Annotated in this window: 23 protein-coding genes, 1 pseudogene and 1 other annotated feature; of the genes and pseudogenes, 12 read left to right on the top strand and 12 right to left on the bottom strand. The window is 67.9% G+C overall.

Annotation, left to right across the window (positions count from 1 at the left end; genetic code table 11):
* Positions 1-3: 3 nt before the first annotated feature.
* From D7316_RS07870 to D7316_RS07850, 5 genes are all read left to right on the top strand, one after another.
* Positions 4-507 carry a GNAT family N-acetyltransferase gene (locus D7316_RS07870; RefSeq protein WP_124707792.1) on the top strand — a complete coding sequence of 168 codons (504 nt, stop codon included), beginning with the start codon at positions 4-6 and terminating at the stop codon, positions 505-507.
* A gap of 66 nt (positions 508-573) precedes the next feature.
* Entirely contained in the window at positions 574-1,548 is a 975-nt protein-coding gene (locus tag D7316_RS07865; protein WP_124707791.1) for an SGNH/GDSL hydrolase family protein, read from the top strand.
* Between the two features lie 142 nt (positions 1,549-1,690).
* On the top strand, positions 1,691-2,077 hold the full coding sequence (locus D7316_RS07860) for a YciI family protein (protein WP_124707790.1): 387 nt from the start codon (positions 1,691-1,693) through the stop codon (positions 2,075-2,077).
* A complete protein-coding gene (locus tag D7316_RS07855) occupies positions 2,046-3,350 on the top strand; it encodes an RNA polymerase sigma factor (RefSeq protein ID WP_124707789.1) in 1,305 nt (434 codons plus the stop codon). The genes D7316_RS07860 and D7316_RS07855 overlap by 32 nt, the downstream gene beginning before the upstream one ends.
* 10 nt (positions 3,351-3,360) lie before the next feature.
* Positions 3,361-3,846 carry a TspO/MBR family protein gene (locus D7316_RS07850; RefSeq protein ID WP_124707788.1) on the top strand — a complete coding sequence of 162 codons (486 nt, stop codon included), beginning with the start codon at positions 3,361-3,363 and terminating at the stop codon, positions 3,844-3,846.
* Positions 3,847-3,858: 12 nt separating this feature from the next.
* On the opposite strand, the gene D7316_RS07845 is transcribed toward D7316_RS07850, so the two are convergent.
* Together D7316_RS07845 and rocD are read right to left on the bottom strand one after the other, a co-directional pair.
* Positions 3,859-4,500: a histidine phosphatase family protein gene (locus D7316_RS07845; RefSeq protein WP_124707787.1), complete on the bottom strand. Its 642-nt coding sequence runs from the start codon at positions 4,498-4,500 to the stop codon at positions 3,859-3,861.
* Positions 4,497-6,545 (bottom strand): ornithine--oxo-acid transaminase, encoded by a 2,049-nt coding sequence (gene rocD / locus D7316_RS27620; protein ID WP_124707786.1) that lies wholly within the window; start codon positions 6,543-6,545, stop codon positions 4,497-4,499. The genes D7316_RS07845 and rocD overlap by 4 nt, the downstream gene beginning before the upstream one ends.
* A 97-nt stretch (positions 6,546-6,642) precedes the next feature.
* On the opposite strand from rocD, the gene D7316_RS07835 reads away from it, so the two are divergent.
* Together D7316_RS07835 and D7316_RS07830 are read left to right on the top strand one after the other, a co-directional pair.
* Positions 6,643-7,089 (top strand): Lrp/AsnC family transcriptional regulator, encoded by a 447-nt coding sequence (locus tag D7316_RS07835; RefSeq protein WP_124711189.1) that lies wholly within the window; start codon positions 6,643-6,645, stop codon positions 7,087-7,089.
* A 261-nt stretch (positions 7,090-7,350) separates the two neighbouring features.
* Positions 7,351-8,421, top strand: coding sequence for a 3-deoxy-7-phosphoheptulonate synthase (locus D7316_RS07830; RefSeq protein ID WP_124707785.1), 1,071 nt, complete (start codon positions 7,351-7,353; stop codon positions 8,419-8,421).
* A 412-nt stretch (positions 8,422-8,833) separates the two neighbouring features.
* On the opposite strand, the pseudogene D7316_RS07820 reads toward D7316_RS07830, so the two are convergent.
* The 4 genes and pseudogenes from D7316_RS07820 to D7316_RS07805 form a co-directional block, all read right to left on the bottom strand.
* A pseudogene (locus D7316_RS07820) lies at positions 8,834-10,077 on the bottom strand (IS3 family transposase).
* Positions 9,698-9,799, bottom strand: a sequence feature (AL1L pseudoknot). It overlaps the preceding pseudogene by 102 nt.
* 43 nt (positions 10,078-10,120) lie before the next feature.
* Positions 10,121-11,755 carry a hypothetical protein gene (locus D7316_RS07815; RefSeq protein WP_124707784.1) on the bottom strand — a complete coding sequence of 545 codons (1,635 nt, stop codon included), beginning with the start codon at positions 11,753-11,755 and terminating at the stop codon, positions 10,121-10,123.
* A gap of 434 nt (positions 11,756-12,189) precedes the next feature.
* The gene (locus D7316_RS07810) at positions 12,190-13,653 is read right to left on the bottom strand and encodes a PepSY-associated TM helix domain-containing protein (protein ID WP_124707783.1); all 1,464 of its coding nucleotides are present in this window, start codon (positions 13,651-13,653) and stop codon (positions 12,190-12,192) included.
* Between the two features lie 87 nt (positions 13,654-13,740).
* Positions 13,741-14,304 (bottom strand): hypothetical protein, encoded by a 564-nt coding sequence (locus D7316_RS07805; protein ID WP_124707782.1) that lies wholly within the window; start codon positions 14,302-14,304, stop codon positions 13,741-13,743.
* A 121-nt stretch (positions 14,305-14,425) separates the two neighbouring features.
* Here D7316_RS07805 and D7316_RS07800 point away from each other — a divergent pair, with 121 nt between their 5' ends.
* The gene (locus tag D7316_RS07800; protein WP_124707781.1) at positions 14,426-14,788 is read left to right on the top strand and encodes a helix-turn-helix domain-containing protein; all 363 of its coding nucleotides are present in this window, start codon (positions 14,426-14,428) and stop codon (positions 14,786-14,788) included.
* Here D7316_RS07800 and D7316_RS07795 read toward each other — a convergent pair whose 3' ends face one another.
* The 4 genes from D7316_RS07795 to trhA all read right to left on the bottom strand — a co-directional run bounded on the left by D7316_RS07795 (position 14,789) and on the right by trhA (position 18,498).
* Positions 14,789-15,415, bottom strand: coding sequence for a ClpP family protease (locus tag D7316_RS07795; protein WP_124707780.1), 627 nt, complete (start codon positions 15,413-15,415; stop codon positions 14,789-14,791). It lies immediately after the preceding gene.
* Positions 15,412-16,026, bottom strand: coding sequence for a ClpP family protease (locus tag D7316_RS07790; RefSeq protein WP_124707779.1), 615 nt, complete (start codon positions 16,024-16,026; stop codon positions 15,412-15,414). The genes D7316_RS07795 and D7316_RS07790 overlap by 4 nt, the downstream gene beginning before the upstream one ends.
* A 91-nt stretch (positions 16,027-16,117) precedes the next feature.
* Positions 16,118-17,740 (bottom strand): alkaline phosphatase D family protein, encoded by a 1,623-nt coding sequence (locus D7316_RS07785; protein WP_124707778.1) that lies wholly within the window; start codon positions 17,738-17,740, stop codon positions 16,118-16,120.
* An 86-nt stretch (positions 17,741-17,826) separates the two neighbouring features.
* Positions 17,827-18,498: a PAQR family membrane homeostasis protein TrhA gene (trhA, locus tag D7316_RS07780; protein ID WP_124707777.1), complete on the bottom strand. Its 672-nt coding sequence runs from the start codon at positions 18,496-18,498 to the stop codon at positions 17,827-17,829.
* Positions 18,499-18,545: 47 nt separating this feature from the next.
* Between trhA and D7316_RS07775 the strand changes: the two genes are divergently transcribed.
* Positions 18,546-19,328, top strand: coding sequence for an isoprenyl transferase (locus D7316_RS07775; RefSeq protein WP_124707776.1), 783 nt, complete (start codon positions 18,546-18,548; stop codon positions 19,326-19,328).
* A gap of 19 nt (positions 19,329-19,347) precedes the next feature.
* On the opposite strand, the gene pdxR is transcribed toward D7316_RS07775, so the two are convergent.
* On the bottom strand, positions 19,348-20,805 hold the full coding sequence (gene pdxR / locus D7316_RS07770) for a MocR-like pyridoxine biosynthesis transcription factor PdxR (protein WP_124707775.1): 1,458 nt from the start codon (positions 20,803-20,805) through the stop codon (positions 19,348-19,350).
* An 83-nt stretch (positions 20,806-20,888) separates the two neighbouring features.
* Here pdxR and D7316_RS07765 point away from each other — a divergent pair, with 83 nt between their 5' ends.
* Positions 20,889-21,644, top strand: coding sequence for an SDR family oxidoreductase (locus D7316_RS07765; protein WP_124707774.1), 756 nt, complete (start codon positions 20,889-20,891; stop codon positions 21,642-21,644).
* Entirely contained in the window at positions 21,641-22,126 is a 486-nt protein-coding gene (locus tag D7316_RS07760; RefSeq protein WP_197718200.1) for a carboxymuconolactone decarboxylase family protein, read from the top strand. The genes D7316_RS07765 and D7316_RS07760 overlap by 4 nt, the downstream gene beginning before the upstream one ends.
* 15 nt (positions 22,127-22,141) lie before the next feature.
* Here the strand turns inward: D7316_RS07760 and coaA are convergent, their stop codons facing one another.
* Entirely contained in the window at positions 22,142-23,083 is a 942-nt protein-coding gene (gene coaA / locus D7316_RS07755; RefSeq protein ID WP_124707773.1) for a type I pantothenate kinase, read from the bottom strand.
* A 51-nt stretch (positions 23,084-23,134) separates the two neighbouring features.
* Between coaA and D7316_RS07750 the strand changes: the two genes are divergently transcribed.
* A complete protein-coding gene (locus D7316_RS07750; protein ID WP_124707772.1) occupies positions 23,135-24,388 on the top strand; it encodes a DUF885 domain-containing protein in 1,254 nt (417 codons plus the stop codon).
* Position 24,389 lies beyond the last annotated feature (1 nt).

The following is a 24,389-nucleotide window of genomic DNA, read 5'->3' as shown; positions in this document are numbered from 1 at the left end:
CCGGTGTCCGCGGCCGAACGTTTCCGCGTCCGGGACGCCGTCGCCGACGACGCCGTGCCGGTGTCGGAACTCCGCGCCCGGGTGGCCGCCGAAGGGCGCTGGATCGGGATGGAGGCCCCGGTCGATGTCGAAGGTCTGATCCGGAACTTTCATGACGTGCTGGCCGACGACAGTGCGCACGCCGTTGTCGCCGTCGACGATGCCGACACCGTGGTGGGCAGCGCGGGGATGTTCACGGTGTTGCCCGGGGTGATCGCTTTCGGGATGAACGTGGCGGCCGACTCCCGTCGGCAGGGCGCGGGCGGCCTCCTCCTTCGATCGGTGCTGGCGTGGAGCCGAGATCGCGGTGCGCACAAGGTGATTCTCGAGGTGTGGCCGCACAATGAGGCGGCGATCGGGCTCTACACCGCACATGGATTCGTGCGTGAGGGTGTGCGGCGGGGCCACTACCGACGCCGCAACGGCGAGCTGTGGGACGTCGTCGAGATGGGGTTGTTGCTGCAATGACGTCGACCGGGGTGTCGTCCGGACGGACCATTGCCCCGGGGTTCGGGCGCTCAGTATCGTGACCGGATGGCGTCAAAATCCGGGCGTACCGGAACCCGTCGCGCCCTTCTTGTGCATCTCGTCGGCGTGCTCCTCGCGGTCCCGCTCGTCGCCGTGGTGACGGTTTCGGTTGCGCCGCAGGGTCATGCCTCGCCAGGGCTGCGCATGTTCGCGATGGGCAACTCGTACCTCTCGGGCCAGGGCGCGGACAGTCATCAGACGATCCCGGCCGACATGTCCTCGTATCGCGCCGGCACCACCGGGCCCGACAACTACTGTTTCCGCAGCAGACACGCGGCCGTCGAGGTGGTCGCTCGCGAACTCGGTGCCCGCTTCACCAACGCCACGTGTGCGAACTCGGAGCCTCGTCACATCGATCAGACGGTGCAATTCGACGAAGGCCGTCAGATCGACCACCTGCCCGCCGACTCCGACGTCGTCGTGATGCAGGTGATCGGGAATCCGGAGTTCATCAAGGTCGTCGGATGTGTCCAACTGGGGGAGTGCGATCCGCGGACTGTCGAGAAGTCCCTGCGAGTGCTCGACGTGGGCCAACGCCTGCACGAGCGCCGGATCTATCGGGAGGTCAAGGCCCGGGCGCCGCGTGCCCACATCTACACCCTCGGTGCGCCCCAGGTGGTCCCGCGAGTCGGGCAGGAGTATCGGACGCGGTGTGGCTGGTTCCTGTCGGACCGAGAGGTGCGCCTGCTCAACAGCTTCATCGGGAAGGTCAACGAGATCTCCCGCGACAATGCGCGACGTGCGGGGGAGACATTCGTCGACCTCGCCCGCCCGGGATCGGGCTGGAACGACCGACACGACCTGTGTGCCGCGGATGCGTGGGAGTGGGGACCGCGGGTTGCGGCTCCGCAGCACGCGCCCGACGGACTGCAGTTCCGGCACTGGATCCTCGGCAGCTACCACCCCACGATCGCCGGGCAGCGCGCGAGCGCCGCGGTCCTGGTGCGCTACATCCGGGAACGCGAAGGTCTGCGTTCCTGACTTTCCCGGGTGAAGCGAGAAGTTTCTGCCAGAATTTCCTTCGTGAGTGCTGTCGATCCCGCAGGATCGCTGCGTCATAGGGGCAGATGGCGGCAATCGGGCCCCATCCTCTGCCGTCGAGGCAGCCGAGAGAGGATCTGACATGCAGTATCTGCTGACCATCACCGTGGACGAGAGTGTGCCGGGGCCGCAGCCGGGTGACGAGGGATTCGATGAGGCGGCGGCCGCGTGGGCGGGCTACGGTAAGGCGCTCGCCGCGGCCGGGGTGTTGATAGAAGGCGCCAGCCTCACTCCCAGCGGGTCGGCCACGACGGTGCGGCTGACCCTGGGGCATTCGCCGACGGTCACCGACGGACCCTACGTCGAGGCGAAGGAACAGTTGGCCGGTTACTACCGGATCGATGCCCCCGACCTCGATGCGGCACTGGACTGGGCGGGCCGGATTCCCCTGCCGTTCGGTGTCGTCGAGGTCCGCCCGGTGGCGCTGTTCGCCGCCGATGACGGGACGCCGACGCCGGCCCAGTCGTGACCGCGCGGTGACCGACACCGTCGGCGCCGCGATCACACAGGTGGCGCGTGAGGAGAGCGGGCGGGTGCTCGCTCTCCTCGCCGCACGGTTCGACGACGTCGATCTCGCGGACGACTGTGTGCAGGATGCACTGCTCCAGGCGGTCGAGACCTGGTCGACGCACGGGGTTCCCGACAATCCGGCCGCGTGGTTGTACGCGGTGTCGCGCAACCGGATGATCGACCAGCTGCGGCGGCGGGCGGCCTCCCGACGCCGGCTCGCCGCGTCGGCGTCCGAGCTGATACCCGAGTCCGATCCGCGGCCGGGCACACCACTCGTGGTGGACGACCGTGAGATCGGCGACGAACGGTTACGCCTGATCCTGCTGTGCTGTCATCCCGCCCTTGATCGTGAGACCCAGATCGCGCTCACCCTCCGCCTGGTCGGCGGCCTGAGCACCGCGGAGATCGCCGCCGCCTTTCTGGTCTCGGAATCGACTCTGGCCCAACGGATCGTCCGGGCCAAACGCAAGATCCGTGATGCTCGGATCCCACTCACCATCCCGGACGATCTCGACGGCCGGGTGGGTGCCGTGCTCGGTGTGCTGTACCTGATCTTCAACGAGGGCTATCTCGCCCGGCGGTCGCCGTCGTCGCTTGTCCGTGTCGATCTCGCCGACGAGGCGATCCGATTGTCGTGGCAGCTGGTCGATCTCGTCCCCGACGACGGTGAGGTGCGCGGTCTGCTGGCCCTCGAACTCTTCCACCGAGCGCGTTTCGTGACCCGCACCGATGTCGCAGGCGATCTCGTCGTGCTGGAGGACCAGGACCGAAGTCTCTGGGACGCAACGATGATCGACAGTGCGCGAGAAGTCCTCGGCCGCGCCGTCACACTGCCGGGCGTGGGGGTCTACCGCATCCAAGCGCTCATCGCGGCGGTTCACATGCGTGCCGCGACGTCGGCCGAGACGGACTGGCCGGTCATCGTGGATCTGTATCGGATGTTGGAGCGTATCGATCCCGGGCCCGTCGTCGCGCTCAACCATGCGATCGCGGTCGCGATGGTCGACGGCCCCGAACGTGGCCTGCATCTGCTCGACGCGATCGACGGGCTCGTCGACTATCACCTGTGGCACGCCGCACGCGGCGAGCTGTTGGCGCGGTCAGGGGATCTCGGCGGTGCCGTCGCGGCCTTCGGCCGGGCACTCGAGCTGGCGGAGAATCCCGCGGAGCGTCGGCATCTGCGCCGCCGGATCGATCAGTGCAGCCCGTCGGAGACCGACGTCGAGGAGTAGAACGGAGAATGTGCGTATCTCGACATTGATCGGTACATCCGTGGCCTCGGCCGCCGCCGCGGCGCTCGGCAGCGTCGTCACCAAATCCGCGGTGCAGACGTGGTATCCGACGTTGCGCAAACCCGCCTTCACCCCACCGAACTGGGTGTTCCCGGTGGCGTGGACCACCCTGTACGCCGACGTCGCGGTGACGTCGGCGGCCACCATCGACAGGCTTGACGACGCCGGCGACGACTCGGGCCGGCGCGCGTATCTGGGCGCGCTGGGCGCCAATCTGGCGCTCAACGCCGGGTGGACCTGGGTCTACTTCGGGGCTCATCGGCTTGGTGCCGCATCCGTCGTCGCGGGCGCGTTGGCTGTGAGCAGCGCTGACCTGGCGCGGCGCACCGCACAGGTCGATGCTCGTAGCGGAGCGGCGCTCGCGGCGTACCCCGCCTGGTGTGCGTTCGCGACCGTGCTGTCGACGAGCACGTGGTGGCTCAACCGTGATCGGTGATCCCGAGGGCGATCAGATCGCCATATGCGTTGCCGCGGCCCCTTCGGGTCCGACCAGTGCGCACAGGCGTCGATCCTGGCCGAGTTGCATCAGGAGCGCGGCACCGGCCGGACGTAGGTCGATGTTCGCGCCCTGATGGATCGGCCAACCGAGGAATCGGCAGACGAACGAGCGGGAGAAGTGCCCGTGCGACACGACGATCACATCGGAGACCGCGAGTCGTTCCTCCACTGCGTCCACCGCCGAATCGACACGACGCGTCATGTCGTCCACCGATTCGCCGTTCGGCCCACCGGACGTCCAGATCGCCCAATCCGGATCGCCGTCCGCGTGGATCTGCGCGCGCGTGAGCCCCTCGTAGTCGCCGTAGTCCCACTCGGCGAACCGGTCGTCGGTCGCGTCGACGGTGACGCCGGCGAGCTCGGCCGTGCGTTGCGCACGACGACGCGGCGAGGCGAACACGAACGGATCGACGACACCGAGACGGTCGGCGATGCCGACGAGTGCCCGGGCATCCTGTTCGCCGCGGGCCGTCAGATCGATGTCCGTACGACCGGTGTGTCGGTCCGACAACGACCATTCCGTCTGACCGTGGCGGATCAGCAGGACGCGGCGGTTCGGGCGGGTGGTTGCGACTGGTTCGGCGGTGGTCACCGCTCCGAGCGTAGTGCGTCCGCCAACTGCGCGACCGCCCAATCGATCTCCTCCTCGGTGATGACAAGGGGCGGCGCAAGGCGCAGAGTCGAGCCGTGGGTGTCCTTGGCCAGGACGCCGCGGTCGGCCAGTCGCAGGCAGACCTCCTTGCCGCTGCCCAGTGCCGGGTCGACGTCGATGCCCGCCCACAGACCCAGACCGCGGACGGCGATCACCCCGTGGCCGATGAGCTCGCGCAGCCCGGAGTGCATCCGGTTGCCGAGTTCGGCGGCCCGCGCCTGCCAGGTGCCCTCGGCCAGCATCTCCACCACGGTGTGCCCGACCGCGGCCGCCAGTGGGTTGCCGCCGAACGTGGAGCCGTGCTCGCCGGGGTGGAGTACGCCGAGGACGTCGTGATTCGCGACCACCGCCGATACCGGCAGGATCCCGCCCCCCAGCGCCTTGCCCAGCGTGTACACATCCGGTTCGACACCCCAGTGCTGGACGGCGAAGGTCATGCCCGTCCGTCCGAGTCCCGACTGGATCTCGTCGGCGATCATCAGCACGTTGCGTTCGGTGCACATCGTTCGCACCCGGGGCAGGTAATCGTCCGGCGGCACGATGATCCCGGACTCGCCCTGGATCGGTTCGACGAGTACCGCGACGGTGTGTTCGTCCATCGCGGCGGCCATAGCCTCCGCGTCGCCGTAGGGAACGCTCACGAAACCCGGTGTGAACGGACCGAATCCGCTGCGGGCGTCGGGATCGTCGCTGAAGCTGATGATGCTGATGGTGCGACCGTGGAAGTTGCCGCCGGCGACGATGACCTTGGCGAGACCGTCCGGTACGCCCTTGACGTCGTAGCCCCACTTGCGGGCCACCTTGATCGCCGATTCGACCGCTTCGGCGCCGGTGTTCATCGGCAGCACCATGTCCTTGCCGCACAACGCCGCCAGCGCCGCACAGAAGGGCTCGAGGCGATCGGACCGGAAGGCGCGGCTGGTCAGCGTGACGCGGTCGAGTTGCTCGATGGCGGCCGCGACGATCCGCGGGTTGCGGTGGCCGAAGTTCACCGCGGAGTAGGCGCCGAGGCAGTCGAGGAAGCGACGGCCGTCGACGTCGGTGATCCAGGCCCCCTCGGCCGACGCCGCCGTGACCGGAAGCGGTGAATAGTTGTGTGCCACATGTGGTTCGGCGAGAGTGTGCACGGCGACCTCCTTGTCGGTGCTCCTCAATTCTAGGGTGCAGCACTTGATGCCGCCGCCACCTTTGAGCAGCTCGGACAGATCGACGCCGATCGGCTCGTACCCGGCGGCGCGCAGTGCTGCGGTGAGGTCCGGGGCGGCGTCGGTCATCACGACGTGCAGCCCGTCGGAGACCAGGTTGAGTCCGAGGACCGCGGCGTCGGCGTCGGTCGCGATGATCGCATCGGGGAAGAGGTCGGCGAGCACTGAGCGCGATGCGGAGGAGAAGGCGGGTGGGTAGTACGCGATGTGCTCGTCGTCGAGGATGCCGAGTGCGGTGTCGAGGTGGTAGAAGCGCGGGTCGATCAGTTCGAGCGTCGTCACCGGCATTCCGGTGATCGCCGCCACCTCGGCGTGGGTGTCGCGGTGGGTCCGGAAACCGGTGCCGGCCAGGATGCGGTCGCCGATCACGAGGAAGTCGCCTTCGCCCTCCTGGATTCCGTCGGTCCGATGCACCGGGCCGAGTCCGCCGGCCTCGAACCAGTCGGCGTAGTGGTCGCCTTCGGGGCCGCGTTCGGGGAACGCGAACCGGGCGGCGATCGTGCGGTTGCCCGCGCTCAGGCCCCCGTTGGCGGCATAGACCATGTCCGGGAGCCCGGGTTGCGGGTCGACGACGTGGACCGAGTGCCCGAGGGATTCGTACACCTCCCGGAGGGCGAGCCATTGGGCGATCGCGCGGTCGGTGTCCACCGGCGTCGACGGATCCATCCACGGGTTGATGGCGTAGGTCACCGTGTAGTGGATCGGCGGGGTCATCGCATAGGTGCGCAGGCGCGGCATCCGGGCGGTCGCGGGCGCAAAGGCCGGGCTCGTCATCGTCATGGATCGACGCTATCTTCCTGCCCTGACGCAATCAATCGCCGTTCATTGCGCATATATGCAATGAAGTCATGTTCCGGTGGTCTACCGTAGGGATATGTTGCGCGGACTCGATGACTTGGACGAAAAGGTACTCGCCTGCCTGACGCGAGACGCTCGCGCCACGTACGCACAGGTGGGTGACGAGGTGGGCCTGTCGGCCCCGGCCGTCAAGCGTCGAGTGGACCGGCTGCTCGACGAAGGCGTCATCAAGGGGTTCACCGCCGTCATCGACCCGTACGCGATGCAGTGGACGACGGAGGCCTATGTGCAGGTGTCCTGTCGCGGCAACATCCTGCCCGAGGCGCTGAAGGAGGCCTGGGAGCCGATCCCCGAAGTGGTCAGCGCGGCCACCATCACCGGTACGGCGGACGCGATCCTGCGGGTGCGGGCTCGCGACGTCCGGCATCTCGAACAGGCGCTCGAGCGTATTCGCAGCGCCGGCCCGGTCGACCATTCGGAGTCGATCATCGTGCTCAGCCAGCTCATCGATCGTGGCCACCCGTGAGGGTGGTTTGTCGGCGCCGGGGGTCGTGCTAGCCTGGTCGCCGTGATGATCACCGCGCGCGCCTATTGGCGCTTTATCGAGGCTCCGGGTGGGGCCGCGATGACGTACTGATCTTCGCGCGCGTAAACACCCGGAGCCCGAGCAGCGACCTGTGGTCGCTGCTTTCGTCATTTCAGGGCCTCCGGACATCACGAGCATCAGCTCCGCGACAACCAGGGGTGCCCACCCAGAACGACCGGGCCTGACCCCGAAAGGCATGACGTGACCACCATCCCCGACTTGACCGCCGAATCGACTTCGGACCGCCGGATCAAGTCCTTCCGATCCATTCCCTCGCCGGACACCATCCGCAGCGAACTGCCGCTGACGGCGCGCCGCGCGATCACAGTTCAGAACGACCGCGACGAGATCGCCGCCATCCTGGCCGGCGCCGACGACCGGCTCCTCGTCGTCGTCGGTCCGTGTTCGGTCCACGATCCGATTGCCGCGATCGACTACGCACGACGGCTTGCGCCGCTGGCGAAGGAGTACGCAGATCGACTGAAGATCGTCATGCGGGTGTACTTCGAAAAGCCGCGGACCACCGTCGGGTGGAAGGGCCTGATCAACGATCCCGGGATGGACGGCACCTTCGACGTCGAGCGCGGATTGCGTACCGCGCGTTCACTGCTGCTCGACATCATCGACCTGGGCCTGCCGGTCGGGTGCGAGTTCCTGGAACCGACCAGCCCGCAGTACATCGCCGACACCGTCGCGTGGGGCGCGATCGGAGCGCGCACCACAGAGTCGCAGGTGCATCGTCAACTCGCGTCGGGGCTGTCGATGCCGATCGGCTTCAAGAACGGTACCGACGGAAACATCCAGGTCGCCATCGACGGTGTGAAGGCGGCAGCGGCGCAACATGTCTTCTTCGGCGTCGACGACTTCGGTCACGGCGCGGTGGTGGAGACCGCGGGCAACGAGGACTGCCACGTGATCCTGCGCGGTGGTACGGCAGGGCCGAACTTCGATGCGGAGTCGATCTCCACGGCCGTCGCTGCACTCGCGAAAGCATCACTCCCGCAACAGGTCATGATCGACTGCTCGCACGCCAACTCCGGTAAGGATCATGTCCGCCAGGCCGAGGTTGCCGAAGAGATCGCGGCAGCCGTCCGGGCTGCCCGCGAAAACGGCGACCAGGTCACGATCAGTGGTGTCATGCTGGAGAGCTTCCTCGAGCCCGGTGCACAGTCGCCTGACGCGCGGCCGCTCACCTACGGGCAGTCGGTGACCGACAAGTGCATGGGCTGGGAGGCCAGCGTCGGCGTACTGGCGGCGCTGGCCCGGAGCTGACTCCCGAGCTGTATTCGGCAGGCGCTCTGCCTATCTTGCGCGTGCTCATCGTGGGTGGGTGATCACGTCCTGTCCGGTGGTGGGGTTGTGCCAGGTGATGGTGCGGTCGGTGTGCATGGTGGGTAGCCAGATTCCGAGGTGTTTGCGGTGGTGATCGGGTGCGCAGATCGGTACCAGGTTGGCGTCGATGGTCCAGCCGCCGGCGTGGGGGTCGGCGTGGTGGAATTTGACGAGATGATCGAGCTCGCAGTCGTGGGAGGGTCTGCTGCACCACGGGTATCGACAGGTCAGATCCGTGTACAGGATGTGTCGGCGTAGTCGTGGCGATGGGGTGTAGGTCAGTGCTCCCGGTGGTGGATGCTCGTATCCGCCGTGTCCGGTGGGATCGACTGAAGTACCCCAGGTTTAGTTCCTATGTGGTTGCGAGGGCCGGGACGGCTGGCTCGCTGGGGTGTGAGGCCCCGGTCAAGGTGGCCTCGTACTCGGCTGGGGGAACGTAGCCGAGGGCTTCGTGCAGGCGTTGGTTGTTGTACCACCACACGTATTCGAGAGTGGCCAACTCGACCTGCTCCACGGTGCGCCAGGGACCACGCTGGCGGATCAGCTCGGTCTTGTAGGCCGAGTTCACGCTTTCGGCCAGCGCGTTGTCGTAGGAGTCCCCGACGGTCCCTACTGACGGTGTGATTCCCAACTCGATCAGTCGGTCGGTATAGGCCAGCGATAGGTATTGCGACCCGTGGTCGGAATGATGGGTCAACCCGGATAGATCGGTATTCGCCTGCCACACAGCATGATCGAACGCCGGAAGGGGAAGGTCCTCAGTCCGCATCGACGAGGCGACGTGCCAGCCCATGATCTTGCGGGTACAGACGTCGGTGACGAACGCGACATAGGCGAATCCCTGCCAGGTCCGCACATAGGTGATGTCCACGACCCACAGCTGATTCGGTTGTGTGGCAACAAAAGTGCGCTTGACCCGATCCTCCGGAACCGCAGCGGCTGGGTCCGCGCGGGTGGTGAACACTTTCTTCGAACGCTGCACCCCGCGCACCCCGGCGCACCGCATCAGTCGGCGGGTCTGCTCACGGCCGACCACATGACCCTTGCGGCGCAGTTCGGCGTGCACCTTCTTGACCCCGTACACCGCATAGTTGTCGCTGTGGACCTGCTTGACCACCGCCACGAGTTCGGTATCGCGAATCGAACGTGCCGACGCGGCGCGGGATTTCGCTGCCCGATATCCTCGCGAGGTGAGGAACACCACGCCTGCCGCGCGCAGGGTGCGGCAGATGAACTCGACCCCGAACTGATCGCGAAACTTGTCGATGAACGCGATCATCTCGTCGTGGTCCGGTCGAGCTCCGAGGCGAAAAACGCGCTCGCCGACTTGAGTAACTCGTTGGTCCGCCGCAGTTCGGCGACTTCCTTCTTCAGCCGCCGGATCTCGGCGTGCTCCTCGCTGCTGGTGCCGGCCCGCTGCCCGGCGTCGATCTGGGCTTTACGGCGCCACCGGCGCAGCGTTTCCTCGGCCACCTGCTGCTTGGCCGCAACTTGACGGATTGCCTCGAATTCCGAGAGCTCGGCGTCGGCCTCCAACGCCGTCTCCAACATGCGCACAGACTTCTGCCGGAACTCCGGCGGATACTGACGTGGCATGGCTCCATCCTCCTACAGATGACGGAACTAAACCTGGGGTACTTCAGACCGGTGGCGCCGGTGGGTCGTGGTCGTGGTCGCCGACGATGATCAGCCCGGAAGGGCGCCGGCACGGCGCGTCGGTGGGTGCGGGGATGAGTGTCGACTTGTGCGCCAGTTTTGTGGCGAGGGCAGGGTCGATCGCCCCGTATCCGCGGAGTCGGGGAACCTCGGTGGTGGTGGTGGTGGTGGGGTCGAGGAGCAGTGTCCAGGCGGGTGGGGATGGTGGTGCCGAATCGTCGCTCACTGCAGCGTCTTCGGTGACACGGGAGTCGTCGGCGAGCGCACCGTCCTCGCCGGACGCAGTATCCTCGCCGGACCCAGCATCTGCCCTGGGCGCAGCATGGTCGCTGGGCGCGGCATCTGCGCTCAGTGCGGCATCGTCGGCGGGACCATCGGTGTCGCCAACGTCGCCGGCGTCCACTTCCGACGGAGTCTCCTCGGCGCCAGACCCATTCGCGTCCGGCGACTCTGTCGGCTCGACGAGACCCTCGGGAGCGGGCGGACGGTTCGGACCGCTCGGGCCACTCGGGCCTGTCGTGTCCGTCGGGCCACTCGGGCCCGTCGGGCCGCTCGGGTCGCTCGGACCGCTGGGACCGCTCGGGTCGCTCGGACCGTTCGGGCCGCTCGGGCCGTTGGGGCCGTTGGGGTTTGGTGTGTCGGGGGTGGGGTTGTGGGGGCAGTCGCTGCGGCCGCAGCCGCAGGTCAGTGTTTTGCCGGGCACGCCGGTGATCTCGGCCAACGCCATCACCCGTTGTTGCCCGATGCGGCGCGGGTCGCGGCGACACACTCGTGCGGCGATCAACGCGGCGATGCGGTGGGCGAGGTGGACGCCGTCTTCGGCGGGCACACACCCATCGACGTTCATGTGCCCGGAGGAGTCGGCGGTGACGGTCAGGTTTTGCCACGCCTGCCCGAACTCCTCACGCGTTTGTGCGGCGCCCTCGGGATCGAGACTGATCACCGCCTCGGCCAACTGATCGCGCAATACCGGATCGGTCGTCGGACGCGACCCCAACTCCAACGCCAAATCCTCAAACGTCCACGCCGAGGACGCGTCATCGGGAGAGGCGTCCTCGGTGACCGGGTCAGCGACGTCGGGATCGGCCGGGTTCGCCGGATCAGGGGCTTCGTCGGGATCGATCGGATCGTCTCCGCTGACTGGGTCGTGGGGATCGGGCGTCGTGGAATCGGGCGCGACATCCGACTCAGGCGGGTCTGTGCTCGGGTCGGTGATGACACCTTCGGGTGCGGCTTGGGCGGCGTAGACCATGGTTGCCATTCGGGGGGTGCTGAACTCGCCGGCCAGATATCGCATCCGGATCTTGGGGAGTCGTTGCAGCGCTTCACCCAGGTTGAACCAGGAGCCGGCTTTGGTGCGCGATAAGCCCAACGCCAACGAGACCTCCCCGACGGCGGCTTTGTCGGCGGTGTTGCGGGCCCGCATCTGCCCGGTGGCGTTCAGCGATATCAGCATGTCGTCATAGACCGACTGCCCCAACCGGTACGCCGCGAGCAGGGCACGGGCTTCGTGTTGGCGGCTGACCCGTAGATGCTCACCCGCGGCCACCGCAGCATCAGCTGCCGACGCGCAGGTGATCGCCGCATCCGCGGCGACAGGATCCGAACAAGAGAACACCAGCACAGGCCTTCACACTCGCGACCGACAGGGACACCCTCATCAACTGCCCGTCATCACACAGCGCACGCCCGCACCACAACCAAACTCACCAACAGCATATTCAGCGGGTCCGACAGACATCGAAACCCAAACCCCCGCCCCGGGGGTCGGTCCGCGGTGTCGACGCATTCCGCGTGAACCGAAGACATCGTCTCACCGGCCACCTACAGAAACGTGGACCCCGGTGAGTGTGGTCTCGATACGCCCGCTCGGCTAGCGCCTCGCGACCTACTCGACCAGCGGAGGGCGGCGCCTCGCGACCTACTCGACCAGCGGGGGCCGGCGCCTCGCAAGCTACTCGACCAGCTGGGGAGGCGCGTCGCGCGCTACCCGACCGCCAGCCACACCGGCCGGGCGGCGGCTCTCACTCCGCCGCCCGACCTGGCCGCATCTCAGGTCTGTCTGCGCTGCAACGCTTTCCCCGCTCCGATGAGAACGTCGACGAGGACGAATGCGGCGAGGCTGAGGCCGAGCAGTGGGATGAACCAGCCGACCGCGACCGCGACGACGAGCACACCGACGATCGCCGGGATCGGTAGTTGCCGCAGCCCGCCGCGCCGTGGTGGGCTGCCGACCGGTGCGCCACCGCGCCGGGGTCGCCGCTGCCACCACATCTGGTAGCCGCGGATGATGATCGCCACCAGCACGACAGCGAGCACGAAGAGTGCGATCTGGCTGACGAGGCCGAACAGCACACCCATGTGCAGTGCGATGCCCCAGGTCGTCAGCTTTGCCGCCAATGGCCAGTCGGCAAACCAGGATTCGTCGACGTTGGCGTCGGTGGCGCCGTCGACGGCGACCGAGTTGGGAGAGAACTGCCACGCCTCCCGGGTCTGGGTCACCGTGAACGCGGCGTCCGACGACTCGGGGATGGCGACCTCGACCTTCCCGTCGATGCCGGCGGCCCGAGCCGCCGCCAGCACGTCGTCGAGTCGGGTGATGGACGCGTCCGTCCCCGCCGGATCAACCACGGTCGGCGACGACGTGTGCCCGTCGTGTCCTTCGTGACCGACACTGCCGGGCGCCGCGACCGCCGCGCCGGGCAACGTCGTGTCCAGAGTCGGTGTCGTCCACTGCAGCGCCGACCGCACCTCGGACACGTTCTCACCCGCGTACCGCGACCAGGTCAAACCGGTCGCCGAGAGGAAAACCAGGCCGACGACAATCCAGATCCCCATCGCACCATGCCAATTCAGGGTTCGATTGCGCCCACGCGAGGACCGGTCGATCGTGAGCAACCGCGTCCGGCCGTTACCCCGCCGGTACCGCGAGACCCACAGGATCAGACCTCCGAGCGCGATCACCCAGAGCCAGGATGCGGCCAGTTCGCTGTACAGACGCCCCGGTTCGCCGAGATGCAGATTGCGATGCAGGCTGCTGATCCAGGTGCGTAGCGGCAGTGCCCCGCTGCTGCCATAGGAGACCAGCTCGCCGACCGGTCGTGCGGTGACCGGATCGACGAACACGGCGAGGCGTTCGGATTCGCCGAGCCCCGGATCGTCGAACAGGACGCGGGTGGTGTCACCGTCATTCACCGACGGCCGTACCGCCGACACCGTGAGGTCCGGCCGGGACTGTGCGGCCGCCGAGACCTGTTCGGCCAGTGGCTTGACGGTTCCGCGGGAATCGGTGTGGAGATAGCTGCTGTAAACGATGTTCTCGAGCGTCGGCGCGACAGCGTAGAGGGCTCCGCTGACAGCGGCGATCAGCAGGAAGGGTGCGACGAGTATGCCGGCATAGAAGTGCAGTCGGCGCACGAGCAGGCGACCGCCGCCGGCAGCCCGAGGCGGTGGGTGGTCGACGCCCGGTGACGACGACGGGGTGGAGGGGACAGGTGGATCCTGGGTCACGGACACGTGGGTATGCCTTTCGAACGCGCGGGCCTCAGCCGAGGGGCGGGCCAGACATGGGATGCCCGGCCCGCGGGCGTCATGCGCGTCGGGTCAGGCGGTGAGAACGGAACCGGTGAGAGCAGAACCGGCGGTCAGCGGCGCGGGCGGCCCGCGCGTCCCGATGGTGGCGAGTGCTGCCGGTGTGGAGCGGCGGTCGACGACCTCCGAGGTCCGAACCGTCCACGAGCACCGGCGATCCGCGGGCACCGTCAGCAATGCCCGGACGATCCTGATGAGCGCGGTGAGGAGGACGCGGACCGAGCGTTCGAGTGCCCGGCACAGCATTGCCGTCGCGGCCGCGGCGACCGCATGCATCGCCACCATCCGTGTGGTCGGCGCTGCGTGGTGGCCGTCGGCGACGGCGGTGAGTACGAGGTGACTCGCGATCTGTGCGGCGGCCAGCGCGCCGAGGAGCCCGGCCCATCCGCAGAACACACTCGAGCGGGTGGCGACCACCCACCCGGTGGCCGCGCAGACGGCCACCATCAGCATGATCGCGGCGGCGTCGGGAAGTCCGCCGTGTGCGGCGTCGTGCGCGACGATCGCCGCAGCTCCGGACGCGGTGCCGACCACGCTGCCACGCACGTGGCGGACGGTCTGGTCGGCGGCGATCACCGGCTCAGTGTAAGAGGGTGACCTGCGGCAGGTCCGCGCGGTATGCGGCGGATGTCCGCGGAGGTTCTGCCGACAGCAGAACGGGCGGCCGAGACGGTTTTCGGCGACCTACCATCGGCCCATGGACGCGCGTCTGCATGCAGCCGAACCGTTGTGGCGTGAGGTGACCGGCCGGGTCATCCGCCGGCACCGTCACGACCGTGGTGAACGCCTGGTGGAGACGGCCGAGCGGGCCGGGGTGTCGAGCCAGTACCTGTCCGAGATCGAGCGCGGCCGCAAGGACGCGTCGTCGGAACTGCTTGCCGCGGTCGCGGGTGCACTCGGGCTGACCCTGCTCGATCTCACCCGCGAGGTGAGTTTCGAGCTGTCCCGGATGACCGCCGTCCCGGTGCTGCGGTCCGCGCACGTCGCGGTGCCATCTGTCGCGGTGCCGAGCGTGGCGCCGATGAACAGATCTCGGGGGCCGATCGCTCTGGCCGCCTGACTACCGCGACCGCGGCCCGCGACGCTCCCCGTTCTCCTGCCCGCGGGTGTCGATGATCTGATCGGCGAGTCCGTAGGCGACGATCTCGTCGGCCCGGAGAACCCGATCGCGGTCGGTGTCGCGGCGCAGTGCGTCGAGGTCCTGGCCGGTGTGGCGGCTCATCGCCTTCTCGATCTCCTCCCGGATGCGCAGGATCTCCTCGGCCGCCAGGATGAGATCCGGGATCGTGCCGCGGCCCTGCCCGGAGGGCTGGTGCAACAGCACCCGCGCGTGCGGCAGCACCGACCGGCGGCCCGGGGTGCCGGCCGCCAACAGCAGCGCGGTCGACGAGAGCGCCTGCCCCACACACGTGGTGGCGATCGGGGCATGGCAGTACTGCATGGTGTCGTAGAGCGCGAAGGTCGCCATCACCGATCCGCCGGTCGAATTGATGTAGAGATCGATCGGTGCATCGGGGTTGTCGGAGTCCAGATGCAGGATCTGCGCGATGAGCGCGTTGGCGACACCGTCATCGAGTTCGGTGCCGAGATAGATGATCCGCTCGTCCAGCAATCGACTGTAGACGTCCATCACCCGCTCGCCCTGCGGTGTCCGGCTGATCACGTTGGGAATCGTGTACGTGCTCACCGCGTCACCCCGAATCCGGTCGACGCCGGCGTCAGCGGTCGGATCTGGCCGAGGTCGTCGACGATGTGGTCGACGAACCCGTAATCGACGGATTCCTCCGCGGTGAAGACGTGGTCGCGCAGCGAATCCGCGAAGATCTTCTCGACGGGTTGACCGGTCTGCTCGGCGATGATGGTGAGTACCGTGTCGCGCACATGACGCAGATCATCGGCCTGCAGTTCGATGTCGGGCGCGTAGCCGCCGATTCCCGCAGACCCCTGATGCAGCAGGACCTTGGCATGTCGCAGGGCGTACCGCTTGCCGCGGGTACCGTTGCAGAGCAGGAATTGTCCGGCGCTGTAGGCCATTCCGAGGTCGACGGTGCAGACGTCGTTGGGGACGAGACGCATCGTGTCCATGATCGCCAGCATGGCCGGTACGGAGCCGCCCGGTGAGTTGATCCACAGACCGATGTCGGCCACCGGATCCTCGGCGGCGAGCATCATCATCTGCGCGCAGATCTGGCTGCCGATCTCGTCGTCGAGAGCCGAGTCGAGCATCAGGATACGTTGACTCAGCAGACTTTCCGCGGTCCGTCGGCGGAGGGGGAGGGTGCGTTGATCGTCGCTCATGGGTCCGACTCTGGTTCGACCGAGGCGTCCGCGCACCGTGGTGCTGCCCTGCGCAGAGCGGCGCTGCTGCGAGCAGTATCGACCGGGCCGATCAGATCACGTCGACGTCGGGCCGGGCGTCCGGGATCGTCACCAGAGCCCGACGGTGCAGCTTCGCCGACGGTGTCGCGATCGAATCGGCCACCCGGAACTCGGCCTCCCATCGGTCCCGGTGGAGTCGGTTGAGCACATACCCGCGCTGGGCGTTTCCGAAGCGGACATGCGGCGAGGCCGCCTTGAGTGCCCGGTCGGCGGCGTCGCTGTCCTCGCCGTCGCCACCCGACGAGATGGATGTGCCGGCGAGTTCCACACCGACGGTGGGTGATTCGCGCTGATACGTGGTGCGCAGGTCGGCGACCACGTTGCGGTGGATGTCGCCGACCATCGACACGAGATTCGGTACGTCCCGAGCCCGTGCGCCGTCGAGGACACGTGCCCGCGCCGCCTCGTACCCGCTCCATCCGTCCATACTCACCGCCCGCGACCCGTCGACGCTGCGGGCGAGGTCGGCCATCGTGGTCTGCTGTGCCAGCACGTTCCATCGGTGCCGGTGGTGCGTGAATCCATCGAGGAGCCAGTGCTCCTGCGCGGCCCCGAGGATCGTGCGACGCGGATCCGCGGTGGCGGCGTCCTGCGCGGAATCGTTGTCGCCGTTGACCTGATCGCTGCGGAACGTGCGCGTGTCGAGAACGTTGAACTCGACGAGATCCCCGTACTCGAAGCGTCGGTAGGCGCGGACGTCGGCACCGCGCGGGCGGTGGTCGACCCGAACCGGGGTATTCTCCCACCACGCCCGCAGCGCCTGTGCCCGTCGCAGCAGGAAGTCGGGGACCGGCTGTCCGTCCTCGGGAATCGTGGCCGCCCAGTTGTTGTCGACCTCGTGATCGTCGAAGATCGTGACGAACGGGCTCGTCCGGTGGGCGCGACGGAGGTGGGGATCGAGTTTGTAGAGCGCGTACCGGTCGCGATAGTCGGCCAGATCCATCGCCTCACCGCGTGCGGACTCGGGCATCGCAGTGGTGCGGCGTCGCCCACCGTCGCCCGGGATCGGCTTCTCGTAGATGTAGTCACCGAGGTGGAACACGACGTCGGGCGCGTGCGCGGCCATGTCGTCGTAGGCGACGTGATGGCCGTCGGCCCACGACTGGCACGAGGCGAAGGCGAAGGTCAACGTCGCGAGCGAGGCCCCGGCCGCGGGCGCGGTACGTGTCCGGCCGACCTCCGAGATGTCGGCGCGGGCGCGAAACCGATAGAAGTAGTCCCGGGCCGGGGCGAGACCGCGGACGTCCACATGCACGCTGTGGCCGTTCTCGGCGGACGCCAGCGTCCACCCGCGCCGCGCGACGTTGCGCATGTTCTCGTCGGTCGCGATCTCCCAGCCGACCGGGACGGGCGCCGATCCCATCCCGCCGCCGCGCGCGAGCGGGTTGGCGGCCAGGCGCGTCCACAGGACCACCCCGTCGGGCACCGGGTCGCCGGAGGCGACACCGAGGGTGAAGAGCCGATCGCCGACACGGGTCGACCCGGTCGAGGTCGGTGCGTCGCCAAGGAGTCCGGGGACGCACGCGAGGCCGGCGGCGACCCCGGTCCAGGTGAGGAATCGTCGGCGGGTCACGCCGATGCGTAGGGTCTTGTCGGGGCCGATCGAGACATCCGGGCCAGGGCTGCGTGCCATGCGCCCAGACGAACAACCTCACCTGTCCGCGCCGCCACTGCGGAATGGCCGGCGGATGATCGCGTGATGAAGACCGGGCAGGCGACTCAGGCGGTCAGGACCAGCCAGACCGCGACGTAATGCAGCAGCGCGGCGACCGCGGTACAGGCGTGGAAGACCTCGTGGTGCCCGAAGGTGTTCGGCCAGGGATTCGGCCACCGGACGGCATAGAGGATGCCGCCGACGGTGTAGAAGACGCCGCCCAGGGCGAGCAGCACGATGACCGCCCATCCGACATGGCTGACGAGTGCGGGGGCGACGGCGATGATCACCCAGCCGAGCAGGATGTAGAGCGAGACGCCCAACCAGCGGGGCGCGCTGGGCCAGATCACCTTGAGGGTCACACCGGCCACCGCGCCGATCCAGACGATCCCCAGCACCCACCACCGGACGCCGGCGGGGAGTGCGAGCGCGCAGAAGGGTGTGTAGGTGCCTGCGATGAACAGGAAGATCATCGAGTGGTCGGCCCGCTTCATCCGGATCTGCGTGCGGGCAGTCTTCCACGGGATGCGGTGATAACTGGCGCTGACGGCGAACACGCCGAACACCGTCACCGCGTACAGCGCGCAGGCGATGGCCGCGCCGGGACCGCGCAGGATCGCCCCGCCGATCACCACGGCGAGTCCGGCGCATGCGGCGACCCACGCGGAGTATTGATGGATGACACCGCGTAATCGGGGTTTGATGGCCTCGAGGGGGCCGTCCGTCAGGGTGTTCACGCAACCTACGGTACCGTAACTTTTCCAGTCGATAAGATCAGGCAGCGATGAAACTTCTACCCGATCGACTCCGGCGTCCCATGCTGAGCGTGTACGAGCGGCGCCTCATCCAGCTGATGGATGTCACGCGGCTGCCACGCCATGTCGCGATCATCTGCGACGGGAATCGCCGCTGGGCGCGTGACGCCGGTTTCGAGGACGTCAGTCACGGTCACCGGGTCGGCGCGCAACGGATCGCGGACATGCTCGCCTGGTGCGCGGAACTGGACATCTCGACGGTCACCATCTACCTGCTCTCCACGGAGAATCTGCAGCGCGCCTCCGACGAACTCGACGCGCTGATGGAGATCGTGCCCGACATCGTGGACGAGATCTCCGGTCCGACCGGCAACTGGCGGGTGCGGATCGTCGGGAGCCTGGCGCAGTTGCCGGATGCGGTCGCCGAGCGACTGCAGACGGCGTCGGATCGCACTCGCGAGCGGGTCGGCATGAACGTCAACGTCGCGGTCGGATACGGCGGTCGGCAGGAGATCGTCGACGCCGTGCGGTCACTCCTGCAGGAGCGCCTCGACGCGGGCGACGGTCCGGAACAGATGGTCGACGCGGTGACCGTCGACGCGATCGACCAGAACCTGTACACCCGGGGCCAGCCGGACCCGGATCTCGTGATCCGTACCTCGGGCGAGCAGCGACTGTCCGGCTTCCTCCTGTGGCAGAGCGCATACTCGGAGATCTGGTTCACCGACGCGTACTGGCCGGAATTCCGTCGGGTGGATTTCCTGCGCGCACTCCGCGATTACGCCGCCCGCAGCCGCCGATTCGGCAAATAGCAGCAGGCGCGGGAGATCATCAGCGGCGGTAGGGGTGGTCGACGATGAGGGCGACGAGCGCATCGACGTCGGCGGCGAAGGTGGATGCCGTCGGGGTCCCGAACCCCACGGCGATGCCGCCGATGACGTCGGCGCCGGCCGGCGCGTCGGGATGCCGGAACAGTGACAGCGGGGCCAGGGCGAAGCCGCGCCGGGCCGCCTCGGCGAACACCTCCGGCTCGGCGTCCGCGGACACCGGGATGACGGCATGGAGTCCCGCGGCGATGCCGGGTAGCCCGACGCCGGTGTCGGCGAGACGCGCGGTCAGCAGGTCCCGGCGTCGGCGATAGTGCTGTCGACTGCGGCGGATGTGCCGGTCGTAGGCGCCCGAATCGATGAGATCGGCGAGGACGAGCTGGTCCACGATGCTGGCGTCCGGCTCGCGGATGCCCTTGGCCCACACGACCGTGTCGACGTGCTGGGCGGGCAGGGCCAGCCACGCGATGCGCACCGCCGGTGACAGGCTCTTGCTCACCGAGCCGGTGTAGATCACCACGTCGGGACCGAGTGCCTGCAACGCGCCGATCGGTTCGCGGTCGTACCTGAGCTCGCCGTCGTAGTCGTCCTCCACGATCAGGCGGCTCCCGGTACGCGCCCAGTCGATCACCGCCGTCCGCCGCGTCGGTGACAACGGGACGCCCGTCGGGAACTGATGACTCGGCGTGAGCAGTACCCCCGACGCCTGTCCGGGTAGTGCGTCGATCACCGCGCCCCCGCCGTCGACGGGGATCGGCGTGGTCGACGTGCCGCCACGCTCGATCACCTGCCGGTGGAACGGCAGGCCGTGACTCTCGACCGCGATCGAGTCGCCGAAAACCGTGCGGGACAACAACTCCAATGCATGCATCACCGAGGTCGTCAGGACGATGTGGTCGGGATCCGCCCGCACCCCGCGCGCCCGGGCCAGGTACGCGGCCAGCGATCGGCGTAGCCGCGCACTGCCCTGTGGATGTCCGGGGCCGAATGCCTCGTCGGGGGCCTCGGTGATGGCCCGCCTGGTGGACGCGATCCAGTCAGCGCGGGGGAACAGCGACGGATTCGGTTGGCCGAGGGCGAAATCGTGTCGTGGGGCGGCCGGCCGAGCCGTCGCGGACGGGCCGACCCGGGCCTGCCGGTGGGCCGTGTCGGCCACCCGCGTGCCCGACCCCTGCCGCGCGACGAGCCAGCCCTCGGCGATCAACTCCTGATAGACCGTGGCCACGGTGCCGCGCGCCAGGCCGACGTCGGCGGCCAGCGAGCGATACGGCGGGAGTGCGGTGCCCGCCGGGAGACGACCGTCGTCGATCGCGGCGCGCAGCGCCTCGGCGAGTGTTCGACGTCGGCGAGCCCCACGACCTCGCGGTGTGGCCGTCGGATCCGGTTGCAGATCGAGATACAGATCGGTCCCGAGGCGCTGGGCGACCTGGTCCCACGGATCGGAATTGACTCTCTTATCCACTCTGGAATTGAACCACTTTCTTGGTGCAATCACCTTCTAATCTGGAACTCGACAGCACCACTCGAGAAGACAAGGGGAGAGCCATGAAGGTGGTCGTACTGGGCGCCAGCGGCGAGATCGGAAAGGCCGTGGCCGGTCGGCTGCGTGACCGCGACATCGAGGTCGTGGCCGCGCAACGGTCGACCGGGGTCGATGCGTATGCGGGAACCGGATTGGCCGAGGCCTTCGCCGGGGCCGACGTCGTGGTCGACTGCATGAACGTGACGACGACGAGCGCGAAGAAGGCGATCGGCTTCTTCGGTACGGTCGCCGCGAATGTGGCCGCGGCGGCGATCACGGCCGGAGTCGGTCGGGTTGTCTGTCTCTCCATCATCAATGCGGCGGACCCGGCGGTGAACGCGAAGTTCGGGTACTACCAGGGCAAGGCCGCGCAGGAGAAGGCCTACCTCGACGCCCTGGGTGCCGATCGTCTGACGATCGTCCGGTCCGCGCAGTGGTACGAGCTCGCCCGGCAGATGCTGGGCACCATGCGACTCGGACCGTTCGCCGCGGTGCCACACATGCGGTGTCAACCGCTCTCGGCCGCGGATGCTGCTGCGGCGCTGACGGATACGGTGATACATCGGCCGGAGGGAGACGTCGAGGTGGCGGGCCCCGAAGTGCTCGACCTCACCGACATCGGCAAGGCGATAGCGCAGCGCAACGGTTCGCCCCGATGGGTCCTCGGCGTCCGGATCGGAGGCGAGCCGATCCGCAACGGTGCGCTGGTACCCGACACGCCCTCTGTGGTCGCGCCGACCACCCTCGATCAGTGGCTCGCACAGGAGTATGCGGCATGAGCGTGACCCCCGAGTCGCTGCCGGATACGCGACGGATGTGGTTGCCGCGCACCAATCCTGGCGTCTACAAGGCGCTTGTCGCGCTGCAACGCGCGTCGTCGGAGGGAGTGGACCCGGAGATCGGCGAGCTCATCAAGATCCGCGCGTCGCAGCTGAACGGCTGCGCGTACTGCCTGCACATGCACCTGTCCGACGCGCTTGCCGCGGGCATGGAACCCCTCACGCTGGGCATGGTCTCGGTGTGGTCGGAGGCGACGCACCTGTTCTCCGACCGCGAGCGTGCCGCCCTGGATCTGACCGAACACGTGACCAGGCTGGGTGAGGACGGCGTTCCCGATGACGTGTTCGCCCGCGCGCGAATGTCATTCGACGAGGTCGAGCTCGGTCAGGTGTTGGCGTCCATCGTGATGATCAATGCCTGGAACCGCATCGCGGTGACAAGTCGCTACCCGGCCGGCCTGGACGAACGTCAGCTGCGGTGATGACAGCCGAACCGGTCAGAGTTTACGCAGCCGAACCCGATTGATGGAATGGTCGGAATCCTTGCGCAGCACCAGCGTCGCGCGCGGCCGGGTGGGCAGGATGTTCTCCTTCAGGTTGGGGAGATTGATGGACGTCCAGAGGTCGCGCGCGGCGACGGTCGCCTGGTCGTCGGTCAGCGACGAGTAGTAATGGAAGTGCGATTCGGGCTTGGCGAACGACGTGGTCCGCATCTTCAGGAATCTGGAGACATACCACTGCTCGATGTCGGCGGTCTTGGCATCGACGTAAATGGAGAAATCGAACAGGTCGGACACCATCAGCGTCGGCCCGGTCTGCAGGACGTTGAGTCCTTCCAGGATGAGGATGTCGGGTTGGCGCACATAGTGTTTGACATCCGGCACGATGTCGTAGGCGATGTGCGAGTAGACCGGTGCGGTCACCTCCCGCGCGCCTGATTTCACCTCGGTGACGAACCGGAGCAGTGCGCGCCGGTCGTACGACTCGGGAAACCCCTTGCGATGCATGATGCCTCGACGCTCGAGTTCGGCGGTCGGGAGCAGGAAGCCGTCCGTGGTGACGAGGTCGACCTTCGGGTGTGACTCCCACCGGGCCAACAGGGCGGCGAGGACGCGCGCGGTGGTCGACTTGCCGACCGCGACGCTGCCGGCGATCCCGATGACGAACGGCACCTGCCTGCTGGTCTGACGCTCACCGAGGAACGTCGAGGTCGCCGCGAACAGGCGCTGGCGGGCCGCGATCTGCAGATGGATGAGACGGGAGAGCGGCAGGTAGACGTCGGCGACCTCGTCGAGGTCGACCTGCTCGCCGAGACCGACGAGTTGCTGGAGCTCGGTGTCGGTGAGCACCAGCGGCATCGATTCGCGCAGGTCACGCCACTGTCGACGGTCGAGCTCCAGGTACAGACTGGGGTCGCGCCCGGTCGTGTCGCGTGCCATGGTCCTACAGCTTAGGGCGCACTGTTCAAGCGCGATCGGTAGCCTCCGTTCATGGTCTCGTCACCTGCCGCCCGCTCTGCCGTTCCGCCGTCCCCGGTCACCGAGTACCTGCGCCTCGGCCTCGCGTTCGACCGCCTCGAGGAAGGCTTCGTCGATGCCTACACCGGAGACCCGGCATTGCGGGCGGAGGTGGCCAACGGCCCGGCTCCCGAACCCGCGGTACTCGCCGACCGGGCCCGTGGCCTGCGCGCCGAACTCCCGGCCGATCTCCCCGCGGAGCGGGCCGAGTTCATCGGTGCGCACCTGTCTGCGCTGGAGTGCTCGGCGCGCAAGTTCGCCGGGGAGGAGATCGGTTTCGTCGACGAGGTCCGGGCGTACTTCGACGTCGACATCACGATGGGCGACGAGCAGGCCTACCGGGACGCGCACGCGGCGATGGCCGTCGAACTCGGGGTGCCCGGGGCGGCAGGGCAGACACTCGCCGATGCCTACGCCGCATACAAACGGGCCGACGAGATCCCCGCGGATCGTGTCGACGACTGCGTCCGCGCGTTCAGCGGAGCCTTGCGGGAGAGGGTGCGCGCGACGTATCCGCTCCCGGACAACGAGCTCGTCGAGTTCGAGGTCGTCACCGACAAGCCGTGGTCGGGGTTCAACTACTACCTCGGTGGGTTCCGGTCCCGGGTCGCGATCAATGTGGATCTCACCCAGTACATGTCGACGCTGCCGCACCTCATCGCCCACGAGGCCTATCCCGGCCACCACACCGAGCACTGCCGCAAGGAACAGTTCCTGGTCGGTGGCGGGCAGGACGAACAGACGATCTTCCTGGTGAACACACCGCAATGCCTGATGGCCGAGGGGCTCGCCGACCACGCGCTGGTCGCCGCGATGGGACCCGACTGGGGGCTCTGGGCCCAGGAGATCTACGCCGACCTCGGCCTGCGCTTCGACGGCGCCCGCGCGCAACGGATGTCGGTTGCGTCGAGTGGCCTCCTCGGCGTCCGGCAGGACGCGGCGCTCCTCCTGCACGACCGGTCGGCGGACGCCGACGTCGTGGCCGAATTCCTGCAACGATGGCTGCTCGCGCCCCCCGAACGTGCCCGGCAGATGCTGCGGTTCCTCACCTCGCCGCTGTGGCGCGCCTACATCTCCACCTACGTCGAGGGGTATCGCCTGCTGGGCGACTGGCTCGACGACTCGCCGCCGGCGGGTCGCCTCGCGCGCTTCGGTCGACTGCTCGACGAACCACTCACACCGGCGCAGCTGAGAGCCGAACTCGGCGCCGTGAATCCCGGACCATAGA

This window comes from Gordonia insulae (assembly GCF_003855095.1).
Lineage (GTDB): Bacteria > Actinomycetota > Actinomycetes > Mycobacteriales > Mycobacteriaceae > Gordonia > Gordonia insulae.
Note: the sequence above shows the minus strand (reverse complement) of the source record. Positions and strands in the feature narration are given on the sequence as shown.

Coding starts and splice junctions, on each gene's coding strand:
- D7316_RS07865 (WP_124707791.1), top strand. CDS start 574: ATGGCGTCAAAATCCGGGCGTACCGGAACCCGTCGCGCCCTTCTTGTG.
- D7316_RS07860 (WP_124707790.1), top strand. CDS start 1,691: ATGCAGTATCTGCTGACCATCACCGTGGACGAGAGTGTGCCGGGGCCG.
- D7316_RS07855 (WP_124707789.1), top strand. CDS start 2,046: ATGACGGGACGCCGACGCCGGCCCAGTCGTGACCGCGCGGTGACCGAC.
- rocD (WP_124707786.1), bottom strand. CDS start 6,545: ATGACGATGACGAGCCCGGCCTTTGCGCCCGCGACCGCCCGGATGCCG.
- D7316_RS07800 (WP_124707781.1), top strand. CDS start 14,426: ATGGACGCGCGTCTGCATGCAGCCGAACCGTTGTGGCGTGAGGTGACC.
- D7316_RS07790 (WP_124707779.1), bottom strand. CDS start 16,026: ATGAGCGACGATCAACGCACCCTCCCCCTCCGCCGACGGACCGCGGAA.
- D7316_RS07785 (WP_124707778.1), bottom strand. CDS start 17,740: ATGGCACGCAGCCCTGGCCCGGATGTCTCGATCGGCCCCGACAAGACC.
- D7316_RS07775 (WP_124707776.1), top strand. CDS start 18,546: ATGAAACTTCTACCCGATCGACTCCGGCGTCCCATGCTGAGCGTGTAC.
- D7316_RS07765 (WP_124707774.1), top strand. CDS start 20,889: ATGAAGGTGGTCGTACTGGGCGCCAGCGGCGAGATCGGAAAGGCCGTG.
- D7316_RS07760 (WP_197718200.1), top strand. CDS start 21,641: ATGAGCGTGACCCCCGAGTCGCTGCCGGATACGCGACGGATGTGGTTG.
- coaA (WP_124707773.1), bottom strand. CDS start 23,083: ATGGCACGCGACACGACCGGGCGCGACCCCAGTCTGTACCTGGAGCTC.
- D7316_RS07750 (WP_124707772.1), top strand. CDS start 23,135: ATGGTCTCGTCACCTGCCGCCCGCTCTGCCGTTCCGCCGTCCCCGGTC.